Raw genomic sequence first — 8,588 nt, 5'->3', positions numbered from 1 at the left:
AGCGCACCAGCGCCTCCACCCCCCGCACCACCCCGGTGCCCAGCTCGACCAGCGGCTGGTACTCCAGCGCGAACTCGCCCCGCTCCACGGCGGGGCATTCGCCCCATATGCGCTTGATAATGTGACGACGCCCCGTCCGGCAGCCTTCCGTACCAAGCAGGGTGTGACTTGCTCAACGACCTCGACGAACGCATCGTCCACGCCCTCGCCGAGGACGCCCGGCGCTCCTACGCGGACATCGGCGCACTCGTCGGCCTGTCCGCGCCCGCCGTCAAGCGCCGCGTCGACCGGCTGCGCGCCGAGGGCGCCATCACCGGCTTCACGGTGCGCGTCGACCCCGCCGCGCTCGGCTGGGAGACCGAGGGCTTCGTCGAGATCTTCTGCCGCCACAACACCTCGCCCGAGGACATCCGGCGCGGCCTGGAGCGCTACCCCGAGGTGGTCTCCGCCTCCACCGTCACCGGCGACGCCGACGCCGTCGTCCAGGTCTTCGCCTCCGACATGCGCCACTTCGAGCGGGTCCTGGAGCGGATCGCCGGCGAGCCCTTCGTGGAGCGCACCAAGTCCGTCCTGGTGCTCTCCCCGCTGCTGCGCCGCTTCTCCTCCGGCTCCCCGGCGTAGACCCTCGGTCCGGATCCGGCCCGTATCCGGCGCGACCCGGCGCACCCGGGGGAGTGGCACGCAACGAATCGCCGCGGGGATGATCCACCACGCAACGGATCGACGGTGAGCGCGCAACGGACGCGGCTTGTCCCGATCGAACACCGGACCGTACCGTTTTTAACGACTCCCCCGTCCCTTCTCCACCGCCGAGGTCCGCCCATGCCCGCGCTGCGCACCGCCCTGCTCCAGAGCTCCGGACGGCCCGGTGACGTCGCCGCGAACCTGGCGGCCCTGGAGGACGCCGCGGCCCGCGCCGCGACGACCGGGGCCGGGCTGCTGGTCTCCCCGGAGCTGTTCCTGACCGGGTACGCGATCGGCGACGACGTCGCGAAGCTGGCCGAGCCCGCCGACGGGCCCGCCGCCACCGCGATCGCCGCCACCGCCGCCCGGCACGGCGTGGCCGTCGCCTACGGCTACCCCGAGCGCGACGGCGAGCGCGTCTTCAACTCCGTGCAGCTGATCGGCGCCGACGGCGCCCGGCTCGCCAACTACCGCAAGACGCACCTGTTCGGCTGCTTCGAGCAGGAGCAGTTCACCCCCGGCGAGCACGCCGTGGTCCAGGCCGAGCTCGCGGGCCTCACCGTCGGCCTGATGATCTGCTACGACGTGGAGTTCCCGGAGAACGTCCGCTCGCACGCCCTGGCCGGCACCGACCTGCTGCTGGTGCCCACCGCGCAGATGCACCCCTTCCAGTTCGTCGCCGAGGCGGTCGTCCCGGTGCGCGCCTTCGAGAACCAGATGTACGTCGCGTACGTCAACCGCACCGGCCCGGAGGGCGAGTTCGAGTTCGTCGGCCTCTCCACCCTGGCCGGCCCCGACGGCACCGCCCGGGCCCGCGCCGGGCGCGGCGAGGACCTGGTCCATGGCGAGGTCGACCCGGACTTCCTGGCCGCCTCCCGCGCCGCCAACCCCTACCTGCGCGACCGCCGCCCCGGGCTCTACGCCTCGCTGGTCTGACCGCCGCAGGACCGGGCGCGACCGCCCCGCCCGCACCACCCTTCCCCATCCGCGCAAGGAGTCCGTACCCCATGACGTCCACGGTGCCCACCACCGCCGTCCCGCACAGCGACGGCCAGCCGCCGATCACCATGTTCGGGCCGGACTTCCCCTACGCGTACGACGACTTCCTCGCCCACCCGGCGGGCCTCGGCCAGATACCCGCGACCGAGCACGGCGCCGAGGTGGCGGTCATCGGCGGCGGCCTGTCCGGCATCGTCGCGGCGTACGAGCTGATGAAGATGGGCCTCAGGCCCGTCGTCTACGAGGCCGACCAGATCGGCGGGCGGCTGCGGACCGTCGGCTTCGAGGGCACCGGCACCGAGGGCCTGAGCGCCGAGATGGGCGCGATGCGCTTCCCGCCGTCCTCCACGGCGCTCCAGCACTACATCGACCTGGTGGGCCTGACCACCCGCTCCTTCCCCAACCCGCTGGCCGAGGCCACCCCCTCGACCGTCGTGGACCTCAAGGGCGAGTCCCACTACGCCGAGACGATCGAGGACCTGCCGCAGGTCTACCGCGACGTCGCCGCCGCGTGGAACAAGTGCCTGGAGGAGGGCGCGGACTTCTCCGACATGAACCAGGCGATGCGCGAGCGCGACGTGCCGCGCATCCGCGAGATCTGGGCCCGGCTGGTCGAGAAGCTCGACAACCAGACCTTCTACGGCTTCCTGTGCGACTCCGAGGCCTTCAAGTCCTTCCGGCACCGGGAGATCTTCGGCCAGGTCGGCTTCGGCACCGGCGGCTGGGACACCGACTTCCCCAACTCCATCCTGGAGATCCTGCGGGTCGTCTACACCGAGGCCGACGACCACCACCGCGGCATCGTCGGCGGCTCCCAGCAGCTGCCGCTGCGGCTCTGGGAGCGCGCGCCGGGCAAGATCGTGCACTGGGCGCAGGGCACCTCCCTCTCGTCCCTGCACGAGGGCGCGCCGCGCCCGGCCGTGACCCGGCTGACCCGCACCGCGGGCAACCGGATCACCGTCACGGACGCCTCCGGCGACATCCGCACCTACCGGGCGGCGGTCTTCACCGCGCAGTCCTGGATGCTGCTCTCCAAGATCGCCTGTGACGACGCGCTGTTCCCGATCGACCACTGGACGGCGATCGAGCGCACCCACTACATGGAGTCCTCCAAGCTGTTCGTGCCGGTGGACCGGCCGTTCTGGCTGGACGAGGCCGTCGACGACAGGGGCGAGCCGACCGGGCGGGACGTCATGTCGATGACGCTCACCGACCGCATGACGCGCGGCACCTACCTGCTCGACGACGGCCCCGACCAGCCGGCCGTCATCTGCCTCTCGTACACCTGGTGCGACGACAGCCTGAAGTGGCTGCCGCTGTCGGCGAACGAGCGCATGGAGGTCATGCTCAAGTCGCTCGGCGAGATCTACCCGAACGTCGACATCCGCTCGCACATCATCGGCAACCCGGTGACCGTGTCCTGGGAGAACGAGCCCTACTTCATGGGCGCGTTCAAGGCCAACCTGCCCGGCCACTACCGCTACCAGCGCCGGCTGTTCACCCACTTCATGCAGGACCGGCTGCCCGCCGACATGCGCGGCATCTTCCTGGCCGGCGACGACATCTCCTGGACGGCCGGCTGGGCCGAGGGCGCGGTGCAGACCGCGCTGAACGCCGTGTGGGGCGTCATGCACCACTTCGGCGGCGCCACCGACGCGGGCAACCCGGGTCCGGGCGACGTCTACGACGAGATCGCCCCGGTGGAACTTCCCGAGGACTAGGTCCGTTGTCAGGGCGGGGCGGAAAGTACGCGCGTGGGAGCGTCCCTCTCCGGAGGGTCAGCCGCGCGGTGCGAGCGGCGTCAGCAGCATCCGCCCCACCAGGCCCACGGAGCGGTCGAGGCGTTCGGTGAACTCCTCGGCCAGCTCCGGCAGCCTCGCCAGCTGCCACAGCGAGCGGGCCGCGAGCCAGGCCCCGTCGCGCGCCCGCTCCAGGCTCCAGCAGCCCAGCAGGTGCAGCAGCGGGTCGGCCACCTCCAGCAGGTCCGGGCCCGGCAGCAGCTCGTCGCGGATGTGCTCCTCCAGGTCGGTGAGGACATCCCCGACCCGGTCGAACTCGTCCTCCAGGTCGGCCGGCTCGCAGCCCAGCACCCGGCAGGTGTCCACCACCGCGAGCGCCAGGTCGTGCCCGATGTGCGCGTTGATCCCGGCCAGCGCGAACTGCAGCGGCCGTACGCCGGGATGGCGCCGGTACTGGAAGAGCGGCCGCCAGCACGCGGGCGCCCGGCCGCCGTCGGCCACCGCGTCGACCACGGTCAGGTAGCGCTCGGCGAAGCGCACGTCCAGGGTGGCGGCGGCCCCCCGGTCGGGGAAGTCGCCCGCCTCGATGCGCCGCCCGATCTCCTCGGTCACCGCCAGGTAGACGGCGTTGAAGACGGCCAGCCCGTCCGTCGCGGGCCAGGCCGAGCGGAACTCCCGCATCCGGTGCGCCACCGGGGCGACGGTGAGACAGTGTGCGATCTGCGCCATGGGGGCAGCGTCCCAGGCCGCGGGCGCCCACAGGAGCGGCCCGGCCCCGGTTCCCCGGATCGGGGGAAACGGGACCGGGCCGCGCGTGTCGCGGTGCTCCGGTGCTGCTAGGGCGTGCGGGGCCGATCCGGAGGCCGGACCCTACGCCTTCGGCTCCTCGGAGTCGTACGCCGAGGTGCCCGCGTCGAGCAGCGGCTGCTGCTCCTTGAGGTGGGCCGGGGCGAAGGCGCGCAGCACGTGGTAGCCGGTGATGACGACGATGGTGCCGAGCGCGATGCCGCCGAGCTGGAAGTCGTCGGTGAACTTCAGGTTGACCCCGCCGACGCCGATGATGATGCCCGCGGCGGCCGGCACCAGGTTCAGCGGGTTGCGCAGGTCGACCTTGGCGTTGATCCAGATCTGGGCGCCGAGCAGGCCGATCATGCCGTACAGGATCACGGTGATGCCGCCGAGCACGCCGCCCGGGATGGCCGCGACGACCGCGCCGAACTTCGGGCACACGCCGAAGAGGAGGGCGAAGCCCGCGGCGGCCCAGTAGGCGGCGGTGGAGTAGACCCGGGTGGCCGCCATCACGCCGATGTTCTCGGAGTACGTGGTGTTGGGCGGGCCGCCCACGGCGGTGGAGAGCATCGACGCGGCGCCGTCGGCGGCGATCGCGGTGCCCAGCTTGTCGTCCAGGTTGTCGCCGGTCATCTCGCCGACCGCCTTGACGTGCCCGGCGTTCTCCGCGATCAGCGCGATCACCACGGGCAGCGCCACCAGGATCGCCGACCACTCGAAGCTCGGGGCGTGGAAGGACGGCAGCCCGATCCAGTCGGCCTTGGAGACGCCCGAGAGGTCGAGGCGCCAGTGGTCGACCGCCTCGGCGCCGCCCGCGGGGGAGTGGATCTTGCCGAAGGCCAGGTCGAAGACCCAGGAGATGACGTACCCGAAGACCAGGCCCAGGAAGATCGCGATGCGCGACCAGAAGCCGCGCAGGCACACCACGGCCAAACCGGTGAACAGCATCACCAGCAGGGCCGTCCACTGGTCCTGCGGCCAGTACGTGGACGCGGTGACCGGCGCCAGGTTGAAGCCGATCAGCATCACGACCGCGCCGGTGACCACCGGGGGCATCGCGGCGTGGATGATCCGCGCGCCGAACCGCTGCACCGCCAGGCCCGCCGCGAAGAGCACGGCGCCCACCACGAACACCGCGCCGGTCACCGTGGCGCTGGAGCCGCCGGTCGCCCGGATCGCGGCGGCCACGCCCACGAACGACAGCGAGCAGCCCAGGTAGCTCGGCACCGCGCCGCGGGTGGCCAGCAGGAAGATGACCGTGGCCACGCCGGACATCATGATGGCGAGGTTGGGGTCCAGGCCCATCAGGACCGGGGCGACGAACGAGGCGCCGAACATCGCGACCACGTGCTGGGCACCGAGCCCCGCCGTCCTGGGCCAGGACAGGCGTTCGTCGGGACGGACCACCGCGCCCGGGGCCGGTGTCCTCCCGTCTCCGTGCAGGCGCCAGCGCACGCCGAGGCTCATGGGTCGCTCCCGTTCTTCACCTGGGGACGGGCCACGGCGCGACGGCCTGGCCGGAAATGATCGCCGCCATCGTAAGCCGGTCCGGGCAGGTGTTCGCGCCGCCGGAGGTCCCCTCGGGCAGCGGAAAGGACCGGAGCAGCGGAAAGGCCGGGGACAGCGGAAAGGGCCGGAGCCCGCGCCTTTGGCGCGACCCCCGGCCCCTTCGTCCGCCGGGCACCCCCCTCAGGAGCCGACGGCCGCCGGGGTCTCGTCCCGCTGTCCGCGCGAGGCCGGGCGCAGCACCGAGGCGCCGAGCACCAGGCCGAAGGAGAGCAGCGTCACCAGGCCGAAGGAGACGACCAGCGAGGTGGCGTTGGCGATCCCGCCGATCGCGGAGGGGGCGAGCAGGCTGGAGGAGTACGTGATGGTGGCGACGCCCGCGATCGCCTGGGACGGGTTGGGGCCGCTGCGCCCGGCCGCCGCGAAGGCCAGCGGCACGACGACCGCGACGCCCAGGCCGATCAGGCCGAACCCGGCCATCGCGACCACCGGGTTCGGGGCGAAGACCACGAGCAGGCCGCCGACGGTGGCGGCGGCGCCCCCGGTGCGTACCGTCGGCAGCGCGCCGAAGCGGTCCACGACCTTGTCGCCGACCAGCCGGGCGATCGCCATCATCAGGGTGAAGGCCGTGGTGGAGGCCGCCGCGACGCCCGCGTCCGTGGCCAGCTCGTCCTTGAGGTAGACCGCCGACCAGTCCAGGCTGGCGCCCTCGGCGAACACCGCGCAGAACCCGACCGCGCCGATGACCAGGGCCGACTTCGGCGGCAGCGCGAAGTGCGGCGGGGCCTCCTCGCCCGGGGACGAGCGCAGGTCCAGCACGCCCTGGCAGAACAGGGCGCCGAGCGCGGTGAGCACCAGGGAGGCGATCAGGTGGTGCACCCGGGCGTCGGCGCCCAGGTGCGCGGCGAGCGTGCCGGAGGCGGAGCCGACCAGGGCGCCCACGCTCCACATGCCGTGCAGGCTCGACATGATCGACTTGCCGAGCCGGTTCTCCGTCTCCACGCCCAGCGCGTTCATCGCCACGTCCGACATGCCGGCCGTGGCGCCGTACACGAACAGGACCCCGCACAGCCCCCAGATGTTGGGCGCGAGCGAGGGGAGTATCAGGGCCAGCGTCCACAGGCCGAGCAGGCCGCGCAGTGCGGTGCGGGCGCCGAAGCGGTGGGTGATCGCCCCGGCCAGCGGCATCGCCAGCGAGGCGCCGACCGCGGGGAAGGCCAGGGCCAGGCCCAGCTGTCCGGCGCTGACCCCGGCGTGGTCCTGGATCCAGGGGATGCGGGTGGCGAAGCTGCCGGTCACCGCGCCGTGCACGCTGAACACGGCGGCCACGGCGTACCGTCCGCGCCGCAACCGGCTCCTGTCGAAGTCGACCTGATCTGTCATTGGGGCCCTCCCCGAGCCTTCGTTCCCAGCGTGCCGCCGTAAACTATCAGGAACCCTGCCTGATAAATAGTGGAGCGCACGGACGCCCTTCCCCGGGGCTCCCGGGGGTCTGGAAGGATCGACGGCATGCCCGCATCACCGAGCACCGCCCGAGCCATCAACGACCGGCTCGCCCTGCGCTTCCTGCAGGAGGAGGGGCCGCTGACCGCGGGCCAGCTGAAGTCCCGCACCGGACTCTCCCGCCCCACGGTCGCCGACCTCGTGGAGCGCCTCCAGGGCTCCGGCCTGGTCCGGATCGTCGGCGAGTCGGGCGCCGAGCGGCGCGGCCCCAACGCGCGGCTGTACGGGATCGTGGCCGACCGGGCCCACCTGGCCGCCCTGGACGTGCGCACCGAGGACGTCTCGGTCGTCGTCGCCGACCTGCTCGGCACCACCCTCGCCAAGGCCACCGCCCCCATCACCACCGGCGCCGGCACCGGCCCCGCCGCCGAGCGCGCCGTGGCGCTCCTGGAGGCGACGCTGCACCGGGTCGGCGCCGCCCCGCCGCACACCATCGGCGTCGGCGCGCCCGGGCTCGTCGACCCGGCCACCGGCGAGCTGCGCCCCACCACCGGACAGCACGTCTGGCACGGCCGCCTGCTGGGCGCGCTCCAGGAGCGGCTGCCCTCGGCGGTCCTGCTGGAGAACGAGACCAACCTGGCCGCCGTCGCCGAACTGCGCGAGGGCGCGGCCAGCGACCGGGACACCTTCGTGCTGCTCTGGCTCGGCCACGGGGTGGGCGCCGCCGTCGTCCTGGACGGACGGCTGCGCCGGGGCGCCTCGGGCGGCGCGGGGGAGATCGGCTTCCTGCCGGTGCCGGGCACCGAGGGGCTGCCCTCGGACACCGACTGCGGCGGCGGCTTCCACTCGCTCGCAGGCTCGGCCGCCCTGTGCGACCTGGCCCTGGTGCACGGTGTGCCGGTCAGGCCCGAGGGCCGCGAGCCCGCCGGGGCCGCCGCGGTGCGGGCGGCCCTGCGCTCGGGCGCGGACGCCTTCCTGGATGCCCTCGCCGACCGCCTGGCCCTGGGCGCGGCGGCCGTCACCGCGGTCCTCGACCCCGGCTGCGTGGTGCTCGGCGGCGAGATCGGCCACGCGGGCGGCGCGGACCTGGCGGACCGGGTCGAACAGCGCCTGGCCCGGCTCTCGCCCCTGCGCACCGCGGTACGGGCCAGCGCGCTCGGCGGGTCGGCGGTGCTGCGCGGGGCGCTGCTCACCGCGCGGGACGCGGCGCAGGACGAGCTCTTCAGCCGCTAGGGCCTTTCGTTCGGATCAGGCCGGTGTCGCGGGCCCCTGTGCGGCCCGTCCGCAAGCACCCGTGCGCGCCCTGCCCCCGCACACGCCGGAGCCGTGGGCACGCGCGGGGCGTGTCCACGGCTCCGGTGGGACCCGGCGGCGGCAAGGGCCTGGAGATCCGCCGCCGGGCGTTCCGTCATCGGGTCATCGGGTCGT

At 73.5% G+C, this 8,588-nt stretch carries 7 protein-coding genes; 4 read left to right on the top strand and 3 right to left on the bottom strand.

Annotation, left to right across the window (positions count from 1 at the left end):
* Positions 1-168: 168 nt before the first annotated feature.
* The 3 genes from ABT160_RS38945 (at position 169) to ABT160_RS38935 (ending at position 3,404) form a co-directional block, all read left to right on the top strand.
* Positions 169-621 (top strand): Lrp/AsnC family transcriptional regulator, encoded by a 453-nt coding sequence (locus ABT160_RS38945; protein WP_351653227.1) that lies wholly within the window; start codon positions 169-171, stop codon positions 619-621.
* 201 nt (positions 622-822) lie between these two features.
* Positions 823-1,620 (top strand): carbon-nitrogen hydrolase family protein, encoded by a 798-nt coding sequence (locus ABT160_RS38940; protein WP_351653225.1) that lies wholly within the window; start codon positions 823-825, stop codon positions 1,618-1,620.
* Positions 1,621-1,691: 71 nt separating this feature from the next.
* Positions 1,692-3,404, top strand: a complete 1,713-nt coding sequence (locus ABT160_RS38935; protein WP_351653223.1) for a flavin monoamine oxidase family protein — start codon at positions 1,692-1,694, stop codon at positions 3,402-3,404.
* 57 nt (positions 3,405-3,461) lie between these two features.
* On the opposite strand, the gene ABT160_RS38930 is transcribed toward ABT160_RS38935, so the two are convergent.
* The 3 genes from ABT160_RS38930 to ABT160_RS38920 all read right to left on the bottom strand — a co-directional run bounded on the left by ABT160_RS38930 (position 3,462) and on the right by ABT160_RS38920 (position 7,100).
* Positions 3,462-4,151: a DUF5995 family protein gene (locus ABT160_RS38930; protein ID WP_351653222.1), complete on the bottom strand. Its 690-nt coding sequence runs from the start codon at positions 4,149-4,151 to the stop codon at positions 3,462-3,464.
* A 141-nt stretch (positions 4,152-4,292) separates the two neighbouring features.
* Positions 4,293-5,678, bottom strand: coding sequence for a uracil-xanthine permease family protein (locus ABT160_RS38925; protein WP_351653220.1), 1,386 nt, complete (start codon positions 5,676-5,678; stop codon positions 4,293-4,295).
* Positions 5,679-5,900: 222 nt separating this feature from the next.
* A complete protein-coding gene (locus ABT160_RS38920; RefSeq protein WP_351653218.1) occupies positions 5,901-7,100 on the bottom strand; it encodes an MFS transporter in 1,200 nt (399 codons plus the stop codon).
* 126 nt (positions 7,101-7,226) lie between these two features.
* On the opposite strand from ABT160_RS38920, the gene ABT160_RS38915 reads away from it, so the two are divergent.
* The gene (locus ABT160_RS38915) at positions 7,227-8,393 is read left to right on the top strand and encodes an ROK family transcriptional regulator (protein ID WP_351653216.1); all 1,167 of its coding nucleotides are present in this window, start codon (positions 7,227-7,229) and stop codon (positions 8,391-8,393) included.
* The last annotated feature ends 195 nt before the right edge of the window (positions 8,394-8,588 follow it).

It is taken from the genome of Streptomyces sp. NPDC001941 (genome assembly GCF_040296945.1).
Taxonomy (GTDB): domain Bacteria; phylum Actinomycetota; class Actinomycetes; order Streptomycetales; family Streptomycetaceae; genus Streptomyces.
Note: the sequence above shows the minus strand (reverse complement) of the source record. Positions and strands in the feature narration are given on the sequence as shown.

Coding starts and splice junctions, on each gene's coding strand:
- ABT160_RS38920 (WP_351653218.1), bottom strand. CDS start 7,100: ATGACAGATCAGGTCGACTTCGACAGGAGCCGGTTGCGGCGCGGACGG.
- ABT160_RS38940 (WP_351653225.1), top strand. CDS start 823: ATGCCCGCGCTGCGCACCGCCCTGCTCCAGAGCTCCGGACGGCCCGGT.
- ABT160_RS38915 (WP_351653216.1), top strand. CDS start 7,227: ATGCCCGCATCACCGAGCACCGCCCGAGCCATCAACGACCGGCTCGCC.
- ABT160_RS38930 (WP_351653222.1), bottom strand. CDS start 4,151: ATGGCGCAGATCGCACACTGTCTCACCGTCGCCCCGGTGGCGCACCGG.
- ABT160_RS38925 (WP_351653220.1), bottom strand. CDS start 5,678: ATGAGCCTCGGCGTGCGCTGGCGCCTGCACGGAGACGGGAGGACACCG.
- ABT160_RS38935 (WP_351653223.1), top strand. CDS start 1,692: ATGACGTCCACGGTGCCCACCACCGCCGTCCCGCACAGCGACGGCCAG.